The 19194-nt window shown below is 35.3% G+C and carries 17 protein-coding genes; 2 read left to right on the top strand and 15 right to left on the bottom strand.

Translation table 11 applies throughout. The features are described 5' to 3' along the window. Positions 1 to 94: 94 nt before the first annotated feature. The 4 genes from ffh to smc all read right to left on the bottom strand — a co-directional run bounded on the left by ffh (position 95) and on the right by smc (position 6434). Positions 95 to 1441: a signal recognition particle protein gene (ffh, locus tag AQ616_RS12985; protein WP_017796645.1), complete on the bottom strand. Its 1347-nt coding sequence runs from the start codon at positions 1439 to 1441 to the stop codon at positions 95 to 97. A 13-nt stretch (positions 1442 to 1454) separates the two neighbouring features. Further along, entirely contained in the window at positions 1455 to 1772 is a 318-nt protein-coding gene (locus AQ616_RS12980) for a putative DNA-binding protein (protein WP_017796644.1), read from the bottom strand. Positions 1773 to 1852: 80 nt separating this feature from the next. Next, positions 1853 to 2854: a signal recognition particle-docking protein FtsY gene (ftsY, locus tag AQ616_RS12975; RefSeq protein WP_017796643.1), complete on the bottom strand. Its 1002-nt coding sequence runs from the start codon at positions 2852 to 2854 to the stop codon at positions 1853 to 1855. A 13-nt stretch (positions 2855 to 2867) separates the two neighbouring features. Further along, positions 2868 to 6434 carry a chromosome segregation protein SMC gene (gene smc, locus AQ616_RS12970; RefSeq protein WP_069685955.1) on the bottom strand — a complete coding sequence of 1189 codons (3567 nt, stop codon included), beginning with the start codon at positions 6432 to 6434 and terminating at the stop codon, positions 2868 to 2870. 365 nt (positions 6435 to 6799) lie between these two features. Here smc and AQ616_RS12965 point away from each other — a divergent pair, with 365 nt between their 5' ends. Next, a complete protein-coding gene (locus AQ616_RS12965) occupies positions 6800 to 7021 on the top strand; it encodes a DUF1128 domain-containing protein (protein WP_017796641.1) in 222 nt (73 codons plus the stop codon). A gap of 45 nt (positions 7022 to 7066) precedes the next feature. Here AQ616_RS12965 and rnc read toward each other — a convergent pair whose 3' ends face one another. The 9 genes from rnc to sdaAB all read right to left on the bottom strand — a co-directional run bounded on the left by rnc (position 7067) and on the right by sdaAB (position 15334). After that, positions 7067 to 7753 (bottom strand): ribonuclease III, encoded by a 687-nt coding sequence (gene rnc / locus AQ616_RS12960; RefSeq protein ID WP_017796640.1) that lies wholly within the window; start codon positions 7751 to 7753, stop codon positions 7067 to 7069. A gap of 313 nt (positions 7754 to 8066) precedes the next feature. Continuing rightward, positions 8067 to 8300: an acyl carrier protein gene (gene acpP, locus AQ616_RS12955; protein WP_017796639.1), complete on the bottom strand. Its 234-nt coding sequence runs from the start codon at positions 8298 to 8300 to the stop codon at positions 8067 to 8069. A 71-nt stretch (positions 8301 to 8371) separates the two neighbouring features. Beyond that, positions 8372 to 9112, bottom strand: coding sequence for a 3-oxoacyl-[acyl-carrier-protein] reductase (gene fabG, locus AQ616_RS12950; protein WP_017796638.1), 741 nt, complete (start codon positions 9110 to 9112; stop codon positions 8372 to 8374). Beyond that, complete coding sequence (gene fabD, locus AQ616_RS12945; RefSeq protein WP_017796637.1) at positions 9113 to 10051, bottom strand: ACP S-malonyltransferase; 939 nt, start codon at positions 10049 to 10051, stop codon at positions 9113 to 9115. A gap of 2 nt (positions 10052 to 10053) precedes the next feature. Then, the gene (gene plsX / locus AQ616_RS12940) at positions 10054 to 11052 is read right to left on the bottom strand and encodes a phosphate acyltransferase PlsX (RefSeq protein WP_017796636.1); all 999 of its coding nucleotides are present in this window, start codon (positions 11050 to 11052) and stop codon (positions 10054 to 10056) included. 1 nt (position 11053) lies between these two features. Beyond that, entirely contained in the window at positions 11054 to 11629 is a 576-nt protein-coding gene (gene fapR, locus AQ616_RS12935; RefSeq protein WP_026133763.1) for a transcription factor FapR, read from the bottom strand. A gap of 84 nt (positions 11630 to 11713) precedes the next feature. After that, positions 11714 to 13744 carry an ATP-dependent DNA helicase RecG gene (recG, locus tag AQ616_RS12930; RefSeq protein WP_069685954.1) on the bottom strand — a complete coding sequence of 677 codons (2031 nt, stop codon included), beginning with the start codon at positions 13742 to 13744 and terminating at the stop codon, positions 11714 to 11716. Between the two features lie 16 nt (positions 13745 to 13760). After that, positions 13761 to 14636: an L-serine ammonia-lyase, iron-sulfur-dependent, subunit alpha gene (gene sdaAA / locus AQ616_RS12925; RefSeq protein ID WP_017796633.1), complete on the bottom strand. Its 876-nt coding sequence runs from the start codon at positions 14634 to 14636 to the stop codon at positions 13761 to 13763. 35 nt (positions 14637 to 14671) lie between these two features. Then, positions 14672 to 15334, bottom strand: coding sequence for an L-serine ammonia-lyase, iron-sulfur-dependent subunit beta (gene sdaAB / locus AQ616_RS12920; RefSeq protein WP_017796632.1), 663 nt, complete (start codon positions 15332 to 15334; stop codon positions 14672 to 14674). Between the two features lie 214 nt (positions 15335 to 15548). On the opposite strand from sdaAB, the gene AQ616_RS12915 reads away from it, so the two are divergent. Then, complete coding sequence (locus AQ616_RS12915) at positions 15549 to 16805, top strand: NCS2 family permease (protein WP_069685953.1); 1257 nt, start codon at positions 15549 to 15551, stop codon at positions 16803 to 16805. 104 nt (positions 16806 to 16909) lie between these two features. On the opposite strand, the gene AQ616_RS12910 is transcribed toward AQ616_RS12915, so the two are convergent. Both AQ616_RS12910 and AQ616_RS12905 read right to left on the bottom strand, forming a co-directional pair. Then, positions 16910 to 18568 (bottom strand): DAK2 domain-containing protein, encoded by a 1659-nt coding sequence (locus AQ616_RS12910; RefSeq protein ID WP_069685952.1) that lies wholly within the window; start codon positions 18566 to 18568, stop codon positions 16910 to 16912. A 28-nt stretch (positions 18569 to 18596) separates the two neighbouring features. Beyond that, on the bottom strand, positions 18597 to 18959 hold the full coding sequence (locus AQ616_RS12905; protein WP_069685951.1) for an Asp23/Gls24 family envelope stress response protein: 363 nt from the start codon (positions 18957 to 18959) through the stop codon (positions 18597 to 18599). Positions 18960 to 19194 lie beyond the last annotated feature (235 nt).

Below are 19194 nucleotides of genomic sequence, written 5' to 3'. Positions count from 1 at the left end.
TGACAAGTTTAAATTCTATCAGAAATATAAAAGTCTGTAAAGTGTTTTTCCATTACAAGGTTATTTTAGTATATAACCGTCTATAAATCAAGAGTTACATGAAAGGAAAATTAAATCCGCCTTTTCCTTTTTTCCCTTTTTGCATATTGGTCATTTGTTTCATCATTTTTTTCATCTCATTGAATTGCTTGAGTAAACGATTCACTTGTGCAACGGATGTACCTGAACCTTTTGCGATACGCTTACGGCGACTCCCGTTAATAATACTTGGTTCTTGACGTTCTTTTTTTGTCATCGATTGAATAATTGCTTCTACCTGCCCAAGTTGTTTTTCATCAAATTGTGCATTCTTTAATCCTTTCATTTTTCCTGCTCCAGGAATCATGTCCATCAATTCATCCAGTGGACCCATTTGCTTTACTTGTCCCATCTGTTCTAGGAAATCATCAAATGTAAAGGACATGGTACGCATTTTTTCTTCAAGTTCTTTTGCTTGCTTCTCATCCACATTTGTTTGTGCTTTTTCAATTAACGATAATACGTCTCCCATACCTAAAATACGGGAAGCCATTCGTTCAGGGTGGAAAGCTTCTAATTGATCTAGTTTCTCTCCCATACCGGCAAATTTAATTGGTTTATCCGTAACCGACTTAATAGATAGCGCAGCCCCTCCACGAGTATCGCCATCAAGTTTTGTTAACACTACTCCAGTAATATCAAGTTGTTCATTAAAACTTTCAGCTACATTTACTGCATCTTGACCTGTCATCGAGTCGACAACAAGAAATATTTCATCAGGTTTCACATCATTTTTAATCGACTGTAACTCATCCATTAAATTTTCATCTACATGCAATCGTCCAGCTGTATCAATAATCACATAGTCACGATGGTCTTCCTTTGCTTGCTCAATCGCTTTATGTGCAATATCAACAGGATTCACTTCCGTTCCCATTGAGAACACAGGCATATCTAGCTGAGTACCTAATGTTTCTAATTGCTTAATTGCAGCAGGTCGGTAAACATCACACGCGACTAGAAGTGGATTACGATTGTGTTTTTTACGTAGGTGATTTGCAAGCTTTCCAGTTGTTGTTGTTTTACCTGCACCTTGCAAACCAACCATCATGATAACTGTAGGAGAACGATCAGCAACAGCAATTTTACTTTGCTCGCCACCCATTAATTGGGTTAGTTCATCTTTTACTACTTTTATAACTTGTTGGCCAGGAGTTAAACTTTCCATTACCTCTTGTCCAATTGCACGCTCTTTAATTCGTGCTATAAGTTGTTTAACTACCTTAAAGTTTACATCTGCTTCCAATAAAGCTAGACGAACTTCTCTTGTCATTTCTTTTACATCTTGCTCAGATACTTTCCCTTTACCTGTTATCTTCTTAATCGTACTCTGCAGGCGGTCAGCCAATCCTTCAAACGCCATAGAAGGTGTCCCCCTAATCTAAGTCTTTTAGTTTTTGAATATATTCATGTACATGGTTATCTGTTGTCAGTAATTTCAACTTGTCTAACAGCTTAACACGTTGTTCAAACTTTGAATACAAATGAAGTTTTTCTTCATATGATTCAAGCATTGCTTCTGTTCGCTTTATATTATCATAAACCGCTTGTCTTGATACTTGAAACAACTCGGAAATTTCTCCTAAGGAATAGTCCTCTAGATAATACATTTCCATATAATTTCGTTGTTTTGGTGTCAATAGTTCTTGATAAAAATCAAATAAATAATTAATACGTGTCGTTTTATCTAACAATGGAAACACCTCTTGTTAAGTGATTTTCCTTTACGAACATCATAGCGAACAGAATGTTTTATTGTCAAGGAAATAATAGATTAATCTTCTTTTGCTTCAATATCCATATCTGAAAATAGACCATAGACAAATGCTGATGCATCAAATTGTTGCAGATCGTTTATTTTTTCTCCTAACCCTACAAATTTCACTGGTAATTGTAATTCATTTCGAATGGCTAATACAATTCCACCTTTTGCAGTTCCATCTAATTTGGTTAATACAATTCCTGAAACATCTGTAGCTTCAGAGAAGGTACGAGCTTGATTAAGTGCATTTTGACCAGTTGTTGCATCTAATACTAACAATACCTCATGAGGTGCATCTGGAATTTCTCGCTCGATCACACGTTTTACTTTTGACAATTCATTCATTAGATTAACTTTGTTTTGCAATCTACCTGCTGTATCGCAAATCAAGACATCTGCATTACGAGATTTGGCAGCTTGAATCCCATCATAAATTACAGCAGCAGGGTCACTACCTTCGTTTTGTTTAATTACAGGTACATCTGCGCGTTCTCCCCACACTTCTAATTGATCTATTGCACCTGCACGGAATGTGTCTCCTGCAGCTAGCACTACATTCTTACCTTCTTGCTTTAATTGATGAGCCAATTTCCCAATACTTGTTGTTTTACCAGCACCGTTTACTCCAACAACCAATATTACTTTTAAACCATCACCATCTATTTGAAGTTTTTCAATCGATTCATCTTCATCCCCATAATAAATCTCAACAAGTTTCTCAGATATAACGTCTTTCATTTGCTCTGAATCTTTTATATTTTGGCGCTTAACTTCCATCTTCAATTCTTCCACAAGATCCATGACAGTTGTCACACCAACGTCTGCTGTAATAAGCACTTCTTCCAATTCTTCAAAAAAGTCCTCATCTACTTTTCGATAACGAGCAATTAAATTATTGAGTTTTCCAGAGAGAGAGCTACGGGTTTTTTTCATTCCTTCTTGATACTTTTCTGTAACTTCTTTTGTTTCATTATCTTGCTTAAATTTTTGCTTAAACTTATCCATAAATCCCATCAGTACATTCCTCCTATGAACTAATTAATTCCTTTGTATCTTCAAGGCGAACAGAAACTAATCTTGATACTCCCGACTCTTGCATCGTAACCCCGTATAATACATCTGCCTCTTCCATTGTACCTTTACGATGAGTAATAACAATAAATTGGGTTTCTTTACTATATTGTTTTACATATTTAGCAAATCTAGCTACATTTGCTTCGTCTAATGCTGCTTCTACTTCATCTAAAATACAAAATGGTACTGGTCGAACTCTTAATATCGCAAATAGTAAAGCGATTGCTGTTAATGCCCGTTCACCGCCGGATAATAACCCAAGATGTTGTAGTTTCTTTCCAGGTGGTTGAGCTATAATGTCAATTCCGGTCTCTAATAAATTGGCTGGATCAGTTAGCTTTAGTTCTGCATGCCCACCGCCAAATAAATGTACAAATACCGTTGCGAATTCCTCTTTAATATTATTAAATGTTTCTTCAAAACGATTTTTCATTTCTGTATCCATTTCACTAATAACGGAGTATAATGTCTGTTTTCCTTCAACTAGATCATTTTTTTGTTCTGACAAGAAATTATATCGTTCGGAAATACGTTCAAATTCTTCAATCGCACCTAAATTAACAGTGCCAAGTCTTTCAATATCCGCTTTTAACTGGTCTACTTCCACTTGAGTTTGTTGTATATTTTCTACCTTGTCAAATTCTTCACACGCTCTCTCATACGTCGTGGTATAGTCTTTTTCTAATTGACTTAATCGGTTCTCTAATTCTACATCAAGTCGATTGGATTTCACTTCAGACTGCTGTTTTCTTTCATTTATTTCTTCAAGTTGTTGGTTTTCTTTTTTCAATTGTTCATCCAATTGATCTAAATACTGAACTTGCTGCATTCTTTTTTCTCGTTGCTCAGCTATTTTCGTTGAAGCTTCTTGTTTCTTCTTTCGATTTATTGCTATAATTTCGTCTATTTGTTCCTCCGACTCATCGGTGGCATGGATTTCATCTAGATTTATTAATTCAGCAACCTGATCATCTTTTCGCTCTATTGCTTCTGCATATTGATCTTGTAATTCTTTTGTTTTTAACTGTTGATGCTTTAGTCTCTCTTCTTGCTCTGCTAATAATACTTGTAAATGATGATATTCATCTTGAAGTTTTTCTCGATTTTCTTTCCAAAGAGATTCTTCTTTTGTTAACTTATCGATTTCTGATTGTATTTTTATCAACTGCTGTTTAATAGATTCTAACTCATTTGTTAATTTATTTCTCCTAGAAGATAATTGATCCACGTCTTGGGCATATTGTTGTTTATCCATATCATAAATAGATAAATTATCATTAACAGATGTCAATTTTATATCTAATTCATTCATCGTGTTTCTTTGGGATTGTAATCGTTCTTGCAATGAAGACTTGTCTTTGTCCCCTTCTGAAAGTTTGTTATCCAGTTGTTGCACAAGTTCTTTACGTTTCTTTACTGTATGTTCAAATTGTTGGGCTTTTTGTTGATATTCCTCTAATCGCTCAGCAATATCTTGTAAGTCTTTTTCTCTCGTAAATAAAGATTGATTGGATTTTTTTTGTGCTCCACCAGACATCGATCCTCCAGGGTTGACCACATCCCCTTCCAACGTAACAATTCGATAACGGCGTTGCACTTGTTTGGCAATTTCATTCGCGTCTTTTAATGTTTTCGTGATAATTACATGCCCCATTAAATGACTAAGTACTTTTTTATATTTGTCATCGATTTTAATTAATTCTGCAGCAACACCTACAAAACCTTCATGCTTTCTAATCTTCCCTAACCACTCATTTGCAATAAATCTTTCCTGAATAGAAGCTAGAGGAAGAAATGTCGCACGACCATTATTGGTTTGTTTTAACCAGCCAATTGCTTTTCTTGCTGCTTGATCATCCATAACTACAATATGCTGTGCTTGACCACCTAGTACAGTCTCCATTGCAGTCACATACTGTTTTGGGACTTCCATTAATTCGATAACTGCTCCTTCAATTCCTGTAAGTTTCTTGTCTTCTCTTGCTTTCAAAATGGATTTTACACCGTGAAAGAACCCTTGGTAATCTTCTTTCATTTCTTCAAGCATTTCTTTTTTAGATTTTAGTTTTTCGATGTATTGATAACCTTGGTACAATTTAGATTGTGCATCTTCGTAATTTCCTCGCTCTGACTGTAGTTCGAGTTTTAAAGTCATCATTTCTTTTTCTTTTGCTTTTAAATCTGTATCAATGGTTTCTAATACTTTTTCGACTTCTTCTTTCTCCGATTGTAATTGCTCTCTTTTTGCAATTAGATCCTTGAATTTTGATGATTGATGCTCATTTTTTTGTTCAATCTGTTCAGTTTGTTGTGATACGGATTGTAGTTCATTTCTTTTAGCAGCTTGTTGATTTAAAAGCTCAATATATTCGGATTTCAAGTCTTCAATTTGGTCTGCAATTTTTTCTTGACTGGTAGATAACTTTTGCTGAAGTAATTCCACATTGTCTTTGGTTTGTTTTTTAGACTGTTGAATATCCGTTAATTTACTTTGTTCGGTTTTTAAATCGTTAGCAAGTACTACTATTTGTTGTTCGATTTCTTGTAGTTGCTGCGTTAACTTTTCTCGATTTTCACCGAAATGCTTCGACCGTTCATCAAGTAACTGTTTTCTTCCTTCATACTTTTCTAATTGCTCAGTCGATTGTAATAGCGTAGATTGTAATTTCTCTAACGATTCATCAATGGTTGAAGAAACCTGTTTTTGTTCAAATAATCTATTTTCAATTATCTTCACTTGCTGCTGCTGCTTTACTTGATTATCTTTTTCTGACTCTAAATCTTGTAACACTATTTGCCAATCAGAATGAATTCGTTCTATTTCTGTTATTAATAGTGCTACTTCTGTATCTCTTAATTGTTCTTGTAATTGTTGATAGCGTTTTGCGCGATCAGCTTGTTCTTCCATAGGATCTATTTGTTGTTCAATCTCATAGATGATATCTTCCACACGATTTAAGTTTTCCTGTGTTTCTGCAAGTTTATATTCCGCTTTTTTCTTTCGTTGTTTATATTTTAAGACTCCAGCTGCTTCTTCAAATATTGTTCGACGTTCTTCCGCCTTAGAACTTAGTATCTCTTCCACTTTTCCTTGACTAATAATCGAGAAAGCTTCTCTCCCTAAGCCTGAGTCCATAAACAAGTCAATTATATCTTTTAAACGACATGGTTGTTTATTGATATAGAACTCACTTTCTCCAGATCGATAGACTCGTCTTGTTACACTAACTTCTTCATAATCTAGTGGAACACGCTGATCTTGATTATCTAGTACAAGTGTTACTTCAGCTACATTTAATGCTTTTCTCGTATCACTACCTTGAAATATAATATCTTCCATTTTAGAGCCACGTAATGATTTTGCAGATTGCTCGCCTAGCACCCAACGTATTGCATCTGTAATGTTACTCTTTCCACTTCCGTTTGGACCTACTACCGCTGTTACTCCGGAAACAAAATCAACACTTATTCGCTCTGCAAATGATTTAAATCCCTTACTTTCTAAACGTTTTAAATACATTATCATTCTCCTATTTTTAAACCAGCTGTACTCTCTTTAGGTTACCTTTTCAAAAAGGATTAGATTTGATTCTTTTATACTTTGTAATAGAATCAATTGTTTAAACTTTAAGATAACATCTCTGAGTCAGCAAAAATATCTATGTAAACGAGTTATTATATACCCAATTTATACGTTTTTAACTAATTTATTTTACCATATTATCATTATTTCGCATATGGTTGAGACCAATTGGTTCCTATATTTCACTAATTTCGACAGACATATAGAGCTTTTTAATATTTTCTTGAAAAATAGTAGTCTTGAATGGATCAACCTATGTTATGATATAGAACAAAAAGGTAAGTATTTGAAGGAGGAAGATGATGAATCTAGATCAACCTAGCACTGAAAATATGAAATATATATTGGATACACTATCAGAGGAACTTCAAATTGTTAATCGATCTATTATGGAAGTGGAAGATTACAACCTTGATAAATATGAAGATCTAAAGATGATGTATGAAATGGTTAAAAGCAAGGGACAATTAAGCGCATTTGAAAAACAAGCATTTATTCAAGAACTATCAAGTATACGTAAATAATATACATAAAAATCTCAAGGATAACTTTTACCTTGAGATTTTTTATTAACTGTTATTGATAGCATCAAGCGCATTTTTGGCAGCTCGTTGCTCCGCTTCTTTTTTGGTACGACCAGTACCATTTCCAGCAGCTTTTTCTTGAATAACAACTTCCGCAACAAACTCTTTATTATGAGATGGTCCCTTTTCTTCGATGATTCTGTATTCAATTTTTTGATCTTTATGTTGCTGAACAAATTCTTGTAACTGACTTTTATAATCCATCGCATGCGAAAAAGCACCCGTTGTTAATTTAGGAAACACATGAATATTTAAGAAATCTAACACGTTGTCAAAGCCTTGATCTAAATAGAGCGCCCCAAGAAATGCTTCAAAAGCATCTGCTAAAATAGCAGGTCTTTCTCTTCCTCCAGTTTGCTGCTCTCCTTTGCCTAACCGCAGAAATTTACCAAATTCCAACTCTTCTGCAAAGTTTTTTAAGGAAGGCTCACATACAATTGCCGCTCGAAGCTTAGTCATTTCTCCTTCTGGCATATCTTTGTTATTACGATATAAATACTGTGATACTGCTAATTCCAAAACTGCGTCTCCTAAAAATTCTAGACGCTCATTATCCGATAGTCGTTGTTTCCGATGCTCATTCACATACGATGAATGGGTAAAGGCTTCCTTTAACAATGCTTTTTGTTTAAAAGAGATACCTAAGTGCTCCTCTAATGGACGTATATCCATTTAGACACCTCCTAATTAATAAAATAAAACTTACATAAGTGACGAATTTGTTTTCTTCTAGTCGGAAACTTAGAGCTTTAGCTAGGTGGTCCCAAAAACTTTTACATTAAAAGATAAAAGGTTGAGACAACAAGAGAATTTAAATAAAGGTAAACTAAAACATAACTTTTAAAGAATACTTCGCTTTTCTTTAGAGAAGACATGTCCCTCCTCTAAGGATTAACGTATATTTCTTTCGTTATGCTATACGATTGTTCGCCTTTAAACTAAATCTCTTTATTATATCCCAACCTCTGAGTAAACAAATATTCACTTAAGCTTTGCTGTTTATGTAATCTACAGCATCACCTACTGTATTTATTTTTTCAGCATCCTCATCTGCGATTTCCATATCGAATTCATCTTCTAATTCCATAACAAGCTCCACCACATCTAGAGAATCTGCATCTAGATCTTCTTTAAAAGATGCTTCCATGGTTACTTTAGCTTCTTCCACATCAAGGCGATCAATTATAATTTCTTTTACTCGATCAAATACGTCTGCCACTTCCTTCACCCCCTTTCAAAGATTATACATATACCTCATACTATAGCTAAAACTTTAGCTATGTCATTGTATTACATCACCATACCACCGTCAATATGAATGGTTTGACCAGTAATATAATTGGCATCTTCTGTTGCTAAGAAACGAACAACTCTTGCTACATCTTCCGGTTTACCAAAGCGTTCTAATGGCACAAGATTTAAGAGTGAATCTTGTTGTTCTTCACTTAATCGATCAGTCATATCCGTAGAAATAAATCCTGGAGCTACTGCATTCACTAAAATATTTCGAGACGCTAATTCTTTTGCTGTTGTTTTTGTTAATCCAATTACTCCTGCTTTTGCAGCAACATAATTTGCTTGTCCTGGATTTCCACTCACTCCTACTATAGAAGCTACATTTATAATTCTGCCAGACTTTTGTTTCATCATTTGACGCGTTACTGCCTTTGTACATAAAAACGTACCTTTTAAGTTTGTTTGTACTACTTGATCGAATTCATCTTCTTTCATCCGCATCAAAAGATTATCTTTTGTGATTCCAGCATTGTTCACAAGAATATCAATAGAACCCAATTCGTTGGTAACAGACTTCATCATTTCCTTTACTTCTGATTCGTTTGAGATATCTGTCTGAACTTTGAAAGAACGGACACCAAAACTTATTGCTTCTTGAACTACCTCTTCTGCTTTAGCTTCACTTCCTGCATAATTCACCACTACATTTGCACCTTGTTTTGCAAGTTCCAGTGCAATAGATCTACCTATGCCTCGAGAAGCTCCTGTTACAATCGCATTTTTTCCTTGTAGCATTTATGCATCCTCCTCATACCATTCCATAAATTTATCGAGTGATGCCTGATCTTGAATTGCAAATGTAGGCATTCTACGATTAATTTTTTTCACTAAACCCGATAATACTTTCCCTGTCCCAACTTCTACAAAAGCATCTACACCGTTTTCAATCATTTGATTTATTGACTCTTCAAATCTAACTGGTGAATATAGTTGTTTTAACAGTAACCCTTTTAATTCTCCACTACTTGAAGTAGCACTTGCTGATACATTTGCATATACTGGTGGTTTTGCATCACTTATTTCCACTTTATCTAAATAAGTAGCAAATTCATCATTTGCTGCTTTCATTAGCTTAGAATGAAATGGTCCACTTACATTTAAGGGAAGTACTCGTTTTGCCCCTTTATCTTTTAAGAGAATAGTTGCCTGTTCTACACCTTCAATAGATCCAGAAATAACAACTTGTCCAGGACAATTTAAGTTAGCAATATCAACCACTTGATCTGTAATTTCTAATAAAGCAGCTTCAATTGTAGTTGCATCAAGACCTAGTACTGCAGCCATCGTTCCCTGTCCTTTTGGAAATGCTGCTTCCATTAAACGACCTCTAATTTGAACCAATGACAAGGCATCTTGCCAAGTAAATGCCCCTGAAGCAACTAGTGCACTATATTCTCCTAAACTATGCCCAACTGTCATTACAGGAGTTACACCGCGATCCTCAAGTAACTTTTGAATAGCTACACTCGTAAGTAATAGAGCTGGTTGTGCATTTTCTGTCTGAGTTAACTCATTTTCAGGACCTTCAAACATTAATTGTTGAATATCTTTACCTAATATTTGGTTTGCTTCTAAATAAAGTTCTTGGAGCTTTGGATTTGCATCGTATAATTCCTTACCCATCCCGACAGTTTGGGATCCTTGGCCAGGAAACATGAATGCTACTTTTTTCAAATTTATTCCTCCTCTACATTCCCAATAGATTCAATTGTAGTTGCTATCGTTGGTGTTACATTAAATTCCACCATATGTTTTGCTTGCTTAATAGCATTATAGATTGCTCTTGCATTGGAAGAACCATGTGCTTTAATTACCGGAGCAGCAAGTCCAAATAAGCCCGCGCCTCCATATTCAGAGTAATCAAGCTTATCTTTTAGTCCTCCCAAATCCTTCTTCACTAATGCGGCAGCTAATTTTGTTTTGGTAGAAGACATTAACGTTCCTTTTAAGAGGGTGAAAATTGTTTCCGCTGTTCCTTCAATCGTTTTTAGCGCAATATTTCCGCTAAATCCATCGGTTACTACTACATCAGCAACGCCGCTTAAAATATCTCTCGATTCTACATTCCCCACAAAATTAATTGGTGCAGATTGCAATAATTCAAATGCTTTCTTTGTAAGTTCATTACCTTTACCGTCTTCTGTTCCTACATTTAGAAGCCCTACTCTTGGCTGTTGGATCTTTCTTACCTTTTCAGAATAAATGGAGCCCATAATTGCGTATTGCAATAAGTGATCTGGTTTAGCTTCAACATTTGCTCCGACATCAAGCATTAAAAACCCTTTACCGTCAACCGTTGGTAATGTTGGACTAAGAGCTGGTCGATCGATACCAGGAATTCTTCCAACTACAAATAGCCCTGCGCTCATTAAGGCCCCAGTATTCCCAGCAGATATACACGCCTCAGCTTCTTTTTCTTTAACTGCATTTGCCATTAATACTAGCGAAGCATTTTTCTTTCTCCGAACTGCACGGACTGGCTCATCTTCACTCGTAATTACTTCTTCTGTATGTACAATTGTAATATTTTTATCATTTGTTAGATGGGGAGTAATTTGATCTTTATCACCATATAAAGTGATTTCAACATCTAATTCCTTTACAGCATCCATTGCACCAAGAACAATTTCTTTTGGCGCATGGTCTCCGCCCATCGCATCTATCGCTAAGCGCATGTTAAATTTCTCCTTTTTCATTACTAGAATGGAACATAAAAAATTCACCTGTAAATACAAGTTCATTTTCTACGTAGCTATTCACTTCTACAATTGTCCGATCTCGAGTGTCTTTTCCTTTTACGATAGCTTTTGCAATAACACGTTCACCTTCATTTACCTGTCTCGTAAATTTAAGATTTGATTTTGCTGTTAAAGCAAGTTCATCATTGATAACAGCGACTGCAAGTGAATTTGCTTGGGCAAATAAATGATGTCCACGAGCTATTTTATTTCTAGAAAATACTAAATCTGGCGTAATATCCATAATCGATATAGCACGTTCATCTAGCTCTAAATCAATCACTTCTCCAATGACTTCCTCTAAAGGCAAAGCCTTAACTGTTTCATTCCATTGATTGGTGGCCACGTGTTTTATTCTCTCTCTTAGCTCTGGAATAGCTAATTCCATCCGATCCAGACGAATCGTCTGAATGCTTACTTGGAATTCTTTTGCTAATTGCTCATCCGTTACAAAAGGAGTTAATTCTATTTTTTCTTTAAGCATATTCTGACGTTCAACTTTCGATCTTTTCATCTGCATCAACTATCTTTCATTCAAATTTAAGACTTGGTACTAATAGTAATATATAATAGCCAGCTTATTTATGCAAGCTATCTATTAATCCAATTTTTCCATTCGATCTATTTCTTCTTCTAAAAGGGAACGAATATCTTGATAACTTTTCTCCTCTAAAAGGTCATTTTCAATAATTATCGATGCATCCTCCCTCGCCGTCTCTAGCGCTCGATAATCGTGCACCATATCAGCTACTTTAAACTCCGGCATACCACTTTGTTTTTTCCCAAAAAAATCCCCAGGCCCTCGTAACTGTAAATCCTGTTCTGACAACTCGAATCCATCTGTAGTCTCTGTCATAATTCGCATACGTTCTTTTCCAATTTCTCCTTTTGGTTCAGCAATAAGAATACAATAACTTTGTTTCTCTCCACGGCCTACTCTTCCTCTTAATTGGTGTAGTTGCGACAATCCAAAACGCTCTGCATCATAAATAATCATTATTGTCGCATTCGGAACATTCACACCCACTTCGACTACCGTTGTAGAGACAAGTACTTGAGTTTTATTTTCCGCGAATTGACGCATAACTTCTTCTTTTTCATTTGTGGCTAATCGCCCATGCATTAATCCAATTTGAACATCTCCAGAGTAATAAGCTTCGAGCTGATGATATAATTCTACTGCGTTCTGTATATCTAGTTTATCTGATTCTTCAATGAGCGGACTTATTACATATGCTTGCTCGCCTTCATCCACACGCTTTCTCACAAAGTCTAATATACGATCAAAGGTATTGGCTTTAACCCATAACGTTTCTATTTCTTTTCGTCCTGAAGGAAGTTGATCAATTACTGATACATCCATATCACCAAAAGCTGTTATTGCGAGTGTTCTAGGAATTGGCGTGGCTGTCATAAATAAAACATCTGGGTATAAACCTTTGTCGCGTAACACCCGCCTTTGTTCTACACCGAAACGATGCTGCTCATCTACAATTACTAATCCTAAGTTTTTAAAAAAAACATCGTCTTGAATTAATGCATGTGTACCTATAACAATATCTATCTTTTGATTTTCAATTTTTTCAGTCAGTTCTTTTCTCTTTTTTCCTTTTACAGAACCAGTTAATAGAGCAATTTTAGCTCTAACTCCAAACATTTGCTGAAGGGATTGAAAATGTTGCTCTGCTAATATTTCTGTAGGCACCATCAACGCCCCTTGTTGACCAGATGTCACGGATGCGTACAAACAAATTGCAGCAACAGCCGTTTTTCCTGAACCAACATCCCCTTGAAGCAAACGATTCATCCGATATGGATCTTTCATATCATTTAATATTTGCTTAAGCGCTCGATTTTGTGCGTGGGTCAATTCGAACGGAAAGCTCTTTATAAAAGATATCAATTTCTCATGATCAAAATCTTGACGATTACCAGTTGTAGATTCACGCTGTTTCTTACGAAATAGTTGCATTTTTAATTGAAAAAGCAAAAATTCTTCATATATAAATCTCCTTCTGGCATGCTTCAACTCCACACGATTTTTTGGAAAATGCATTGTTTTAACCGCATTCTCACGACTGGGTAATTTGTATTGATCTAAATACTTAGCCGGGAGTATTTCTTTAATTTCTGTTAGAGAATCTTCTAATGTACGATGGATAAGTTTTTGAAGTTTATATGATGTAAAATCACCTTTAACGGAATAAATTGGTTTAATAGAGCTTTTTTCTTCCATTCTTCCTAATTGATAGTTACTGACCGTTATTTGCAGACGGTGCGCATCCCATTTCCCAGTTAAGGTAATCCAACTTTGCTGTGTTATTTGTTTTTTAGCAAATGAACGATTAAACATGACAGCTTTTACAGCTACACCATCAACTTCTACGTTAAAGTAAAGTCTAGATTTTTTTCTACCATAAAAAGTAAGGGAAGGGTCATGGACCACTTTCCCTTCTATCGTTACTTTATCATCATGAATTAACTCATGTAGCGGTTTTTTTTCGAAAATATCGTATCGATACGGAAAATATTCCAACATATCTTTTACAGTAAAAATATTCATCGTCGCTAATTGCTCGGCAACTTTTTCTCCAATTCCTTTTACTTCTGTTACAGGTTTTTGTACCACTTAAATCACACTCTCTTTACACGGATACCCCAAATATTTTCTCTTTTAATAAACGACCAGTTGGTGTATCAGCTAACCCACCTTCTCCCGTTTCACGTAAACTAGATGGCATTTGTTTTCCAATACGGTACATCGCTCCAATAACCTCATCACAAGGAATTCTACTTTCTACACCTGCTAAAGCTAAATCAGCAGATACTATTGCTAATGAAGATCCGCCTGCATTACGTTTAACACAAGGAACTTCTACCAGACCTGCTACAGGGTCGCAAACTAATCCCAGCATGTTTTTTAATGTCATTGCAAATGCATGTGAAGATTGTTCTGGTGTTCCTCCAGCCATTTCGACTATAGCAGCAGATGCCATCGCACCAGCTGAACCTACTTCTGCTTGACAGCCTCCAGCTGCGCCCGAAATAAATGCATTATTTGCTACAACAAAACCAAATGCTCCCGAGGTAAATAAATAACGGATCATTTCCTCGCGACTAGGATTGAGCTGTTCTTTTACCGCAAATAGTGTACCTGGCACACACCCTGCACTACCTGCAGTTGGTGTCGCACAAATTATTCCCATTGCCGCATTCACTTCATTGGTTCCCATTGCCTTACTTACCGCATCCATCATTAAATTTCCAGATAAAGGTGTTTTTTCTTTCATATATTTTTGTACTTTAACAGCGTCTCCACCTGTTAATCCTGTTACAGATTCTACACCTTTTAACGCATCATCAATCGCATTTTCCATAACTTGGAGATTCTTTTCCATTTCAGCCATGACTTGGTCTCTCGATTGTTCTTTTACTTCCATCTCTTGCAAAATCATTACTTCTGATATCGGTATTTGTTTTTCGTTTGCTATATCAACTAATTCTTTAACTGTTCGAAACATCGTCAAACCCTCCTTTGAAATCCATTCATCCAAACTTAACTTACAATTTTTGAAATTGAAATAATATGATCTGCTGCTTTTAATTCTTTTAGTATTGGATCTTCTATATTTTGATCGACTTCAATTACCATTAAAGCTTCTTTTCCAATATCTTTCCGGTTAACTTCCATATGTCCAATGTTTATTTCGTGTTTTGCAAGTATCCTTGTAACTGAAGCGATTGCACCAAATCGATCATTATGCATAATTAAAATTGCAGGATGATTTCCAGACAATCGCAATTCAAAACCATTTAATTCAGTAATTTCAACTTTTCCTCCACCAATTGAAATTCCCATTAGTTCTTGTTGGTCATTTTCATCACCAATTATAAGACGAGCAGTATTGGGATGATCTGCTGAAGCACTATCTTCTATAAATTCGATATCTAACCCTTGATCTTTTGCAATTTTTAACGCGTCATTCATACGAGGATCATCTGTTTCAAATCCTAATAATCCTCCGGCTAATGCAAAATCAGTTCCATGACCACGATACGTTTTTGCAAAAGATTCATATAGATGAATTTTCGCCCATTTTGGCTGTTTTCCAAAAAGGTTCCTCGCAGCTTTCCCTATTCGAGCAGCACCTGCCGTATGTGAACTAGATGGCCCAACCATAACCGGGCCGATTATATCAAACACTGAATTATATTTCATGTGTTGTCACCGCCTATTTTTACTTTATTAAGCTCTTCTTACATCAACATTATAACAAAAATCCCTATATTATTCATGAATCAAAACGAACATACTTTCTAATACTAAGGTAAATTTGACTTTCCTTCTTTCTGTCACTATAATATTTCTTTGTGGATAAAGCATATGGTCTTTATCGGGCGGGAGAGGGACAGCATGATTGCAGAGGTTTATTATGGAGCAACATGATTTATTAAGAAAGGAAATCATTGCTGGAGTAATTGGCTTTTTTACAACTGTTTATATCGTTATTGTGAATGGGTCTATCTTAAGTGAGGCAGGAGTTTCTTTAGAAACTGGAATGATTGCTACAATCATGGCCAGTTTTGTTGGAACGATGATAATGGGGATATTTGGTAAACTTCCTCTTATACTTATTCCTGGAATGGGTATAAATGCATTATTTGCATATTCTATTATCGGTAATAACAACTTCTCATTTCAAGAAGGCTTAGCCGTTGTTTGGATTGCCGGTCTTATATTTGTCATTACCGCATTTACTCGTTTAGGGAGTATCCTAAAGGAAGCAATTCCCGACTCATTAAAACATGCTATTACTGTCGGATTAGGATTTTTCTTAATTCTTATCGGTTTAGAAAAAAGCGGGATTGTCATTAGTGGAGATAGCACCGTAATTGCGATTGGAGATTTTACATCACCTACAGTGATTACTGGTTTAGTTACCTTATTTATTGCTATTTTCCTGTTTGTTAAAAATGTTCCAGCTAATTTTTTAATAACAATGGTAATCGGTACTGTGATTGCGTTAGTAACTGGCGTTGAAACGAGACAGGCTAGTTCGATTAATTTCCAACTAAGCGAATTGGTGTTTATACCTTCTTTTCAAGCTATTGGAGATATATCCTTCTGGCTGGCTATATTTACGCTATCACTAATTCTTATATTTGAGAATATGGGGATATTAAACGGTCAACTCGATATGTTGGATAAACAAAAAGGGTATAAAAAAGCATTTCGAATTACAGCAACATCTTCACTGACATCTGCTTTGTTTGGAACATCTCCAACGGTCTCGAGTGCTGAGAATGCTGCGGTAATTGCATCAGGAGGAAAAACAGGGAAAGCGGCAATCACTGCAGGAATATTGTTCCTGGCTACGATTATATTCATCCCTTGGATATCTTTAGTTCCTAATACAGCAATTAGTCCTATTTTGATTATTGTCGGCTTTCTTATGGCACAGAATATAAAGCATTTACCTTTACAGCAACTTGCAGATTGTATTCCAGCTCTGTTAATTGTTGTCATGATACCTTTTACTTATAGTATTGGGGATGGAATGGCTTTTGGGTTTATTGCTTACCCGATTGTAAAATGGGCTTTAGGTAAAAAAGAAGAAATTTCAAAACCATTGCTAATTATTTCAGGATTATTTTTCTTGGAGTTTGCATTAAAAGTAATAGGTATTTAATTATAAAAATAAGCTGCTGTATGTATCAGCAGCTTATTTTATTATTAACACAAATTCATAATAAAAACAGGTGAAGGATATTTCCCATCGCCTGTTTTTAAATATTATTCTACAGAAAAGATATAAGAGTATATAGGTTGTTTTCCATCATGAATCTCTACTTCAAGATCGTAGGTATCTTCAATGAAAGCTGTTAATTTCTCAACTTCTGCTTCATCAACATCTTCTCCATAAAGAATAGTTAATAATTCATCTTCTTCTGTTACCAATTTTTCTATTAATGATTTTGCTGACTCTAACTGATCTTTGTTTGTGTTCACAATTTTTCCTTCATTAAGCCCCATGAAGCTACCTTTTTCTATCGTCAAACCATCAATTTTTGTATCTCTAACTGCATACGTAATTTGCCCTGTTTTTACTTGTAGACTAGCTTCTTCCATCACTGCTTTGTTTTCATCAATATCTACTTCCGGATGGAATGATAATACCGCACTAATTCCTTGAGGAATTGTTTTTGTTGGGACTACACGGACATTTACATCAGCAATTTCTGCTGCTTGTTCTGCTGCCATTAATATATTTTTATTATTTGGTAAAACAATTACATTTTTAGCATTAGTTTGATTAATTGCCTCATTTATATCTTGCGTACTTGGGTTCATCGTTTGTCCACCTTCAATAACTACCGCTACACCAAGACTCTCAAATAATGTTTTTAACCCACTACCCATTGCGACCGTTACAATAGCAAATTCTATTTTTTCTTTTGGCTTTTCTTTTTTCTTATCACCAACAATGGCAGTATGCTGTTCACGCATGTTTTCAATTTTCATATTGATCAAACTACCATATCGTTGCCCTAAGTTCATACAAGTCCCTGGTGTTTCAGAGTGAACGTGTACCTTTACGATTTCATCATCTGAAACAACGAGTAATGAATCACCTAACTCACTAAGTTCATTACGGAAGTCATCTTCGTTAAATGGATTTTGCTTTAGTTTATCGTCTTCAAACTTAACCATAAACTCTGTACAATATCCATAAATTATTTCAGACGTATCCATAAAGTCTTGTGTGACTTTATGATGTTCCGCATTTACCATTTCATCCATATTCACATTAGAAGCATCATCTTCTGGAAGTTCCTCACCCTTTAATGAAGCTAAGAACCCTTCATAAATCGTTACTAGTCCTTGTCCACCTGAATCTACGACACCAACTTCTTTTAAAACAGGTAATAAATCTGGTGTACGTTTTAATGACGCTTTAGCTTCTTTTAATACTTCTTCCATAAACTCGATGATATCCGTATATTGATCTGCAATATCCATTGCTTTCTTTCCAGAATCTTTTGCTACTGTTAGAATCGTACCTTCTACCGGTTTCATAACTGCTTTATACGCAGTTGCAACTCCACCGTCAAACGCTTTCGCTAAATCTTTAACAGATAATGTTTCTTTGGTTTCCATTCCTTTCGCAAAGCCACGAAAAATTTGCGATAATATAACTCCAGAATTTCCGCGCGCACCCATCAGTAATCCTTTTGCAAATGCATTAGCAATATCAGATGCATGATTGGTTTCTTGTTTTTTTACTTCATTAGCGCCAGAAGTTATCGACAAATTCATATTCGTGCCCGTATCTCCATCTGGTACAGGAAATACATTTAAAGCATCTATTTTCTTAGCGTTATTTGAAAGATGATGTGCTCCGGAAAGCACCATTTGTGATAACATTGTGCCATCTATTTTTTCAATCGCCACTCTATTTCCTCCTCATAAACTGTAGCAATTAATCTTTCGCTACACGAACTCCTTGAATAAAAATATTGACAGAGTCAATTGATAATCCCAATGATTGGCTTAATGTATATTTCACCTGTGACTGCACATTATTAGCAACTTCAGAAATTTTTGTTCCATAACTCACAATTATATACATGTCAATATGTAACTTATCTTCTTCTTGACGGACAACTATTCCACGTGAATAATTTTCTTTACGTAACATTTCAGCAATTCCGTCTTTTATTTGACTTTTTGAAGCCATTCCTACGATTCCATAACATTCAACTGCCGTTCCCCCAGCAATTGTTGCTATTACATCAGTTGTAATCGTTACTTGGCCGTCATTTGTGTTTAATTCAATGGACATTGATAGTTCCTCCTTTATAGTTATCTATAAATCCGTGCTTTCATATAGAAGTTGGTAGTCTACACCCTATAAATGGTTAAGCTAAAAATCAATTAATTTTAGTTGTTTACTTGTTATTTCTTCATTGTCTTAACTAGAATTGGAGGCAATTTATACCTATTCTCTAGCGATATATTTCGATTTTTCTTATCATTCGACATTATTAAAGATAAATACATATAATAACGATAGACAG

Source organism: Oceanobacillus sp. E9 (assembly GCF_001741975.1).
Classification (GTDB): domain Bacteria; phylum Bacillota; class Bacilli; order Bacillales; family Amphibacillaceae; genus Oceanobacillus; species Oceanobacillus kimchii.
The sequence above is the reverse complement of the archived record's forward strand: the minus strand, read 5'-3'. Positions and strand labels throughout refer to the sequence as shown.

Coding starts and splice junctions, on each gene's coding strand:
- ffh (WP_017796645.1), bottom strand. CDS start 1,441: ATGGCGTTTGAAGGATTGGCTGACCGCCTGCAGAGTACGATTAAGAAG.
- ftsY (WP_017796643.1), bottom strand. CDS start 2,854: ATGGGATTTATGGATAAGTTTAAGCAAAAATTTAAGCAAGATAATGAA.
- smc (WP_069685955.1), bottom strand. CDS start 6,434: ATGTATTTAAAACGTTTAGAAAGTAAGGGATTTAAATCATTTGCAGAG.
- AQ616_RS12965 (WP_017796641.1), top strand. CDS start 6,800: ATGAATCTAGATCAACCTAGCACTGAAAATATGAAATATATATTGGAT.
- rnc (WP_017796640.1), bottom strand. CDS start 7,753: ATGGATATACGTCCATTAGAGGAGCACTTAGGTATCTCTTTTAAACAA.
- fabG (WP_017796638.1), bottom strand. CDS start 9,112: ATGCTACAAGGAAAAAATGCGATTGTAACAGGAGCTTCTCGAGGCATA.
- plsX (WP_017796636.1), bottom strand. CDS start 11,052: ATGCGCTTAGCGATAGATGCGATGGGCGGAGACCATGCGCCAAAAGAA.
- fapR (WP_026133763.1), bottom strand. CDS start 11,629: ATGAAAAGATCGAAAGTTGAACGTCAGAATATGCTTAAAGAAAAAATA.
- sdaAA (WP_017796633.1), bottom strand. CDS start 14,636: ATGTTTCGAACAGTTAAAGAATTAGTTGATATAGCAAACGAAAAACAA.
- sdaAB (WP_017796632.1), bottom strand. CDS start 15,334: ATGAAATATAATTCAGTGTTTGATATAATCGGCCCGGTTATGGTTGGG.
- AQ616_RS12915 (WP_069685953.1), top strand. CDS start 15,549: ATGGAGCAACATGATTTATTAAGAAAGGAAATCATTGCTGGAGTAATT.
- AQ616_RS12905 (WP_069685951.1), bottom strand. CDS start 18,959: ATGTCCATTGAATTAAACACAAATGACGGCCAAGTAACGATTACAACT.